The organism is Pseudomonas sp. 32_A (assembly GCF_017490905.1).
Lineage (GTDB): Bacteria > Pseudomonadota > Gammaproteobacteria > Pseudomonadales > Pseudomonadaceae > Aquipseudomonas > Aquipseudomonas inefficax.
Genome location: NZ_JAFGYI010000437.1, coordinates 1 through 266, shown reverse-complemented (window position 1 = coordinate 266; position 266 = coordinate 1). Strand labels below are relative to the sequence as shown.

Sequence of the window (266 nt, the reverse complement as noted above, 5' to 3'; positions counted from 1 at the left end):
TGGTCGTCAAGAAATTCTGTTGCCAGAATGTCCAGATGGACAGCCCAGCGAATTCGGATATGCGATATTTGTGGTGCTTTTGTGAGCAGTGCGAACTTTCGGTTCGTTTCGTCTTCACCACCGCAATTCGCGCTAGCAAATTGCTTGGGTGTTATATGGTCAAGCCTCACGGGCAATTAGTATTGGTTAGCTCAACGCCTCACAGCGCTTACACACCCAACCTATCAACGTCGTAGTCTTCGACGGCCCTTTAGGGGATTCAAGAT

Annotated in this window: 1 rRNA gene; it reads right to left on the bottom strand. The window is 48.9% G+C overall.

The features are described 5' to 3' along the window. Positions 1 to 155: 155 nt before the first annotated feature. Positions 156 to 266, bottom strand: a 23S ribosomal RNA gene (locus J5M58_RS27370); the annotation flags it as partial.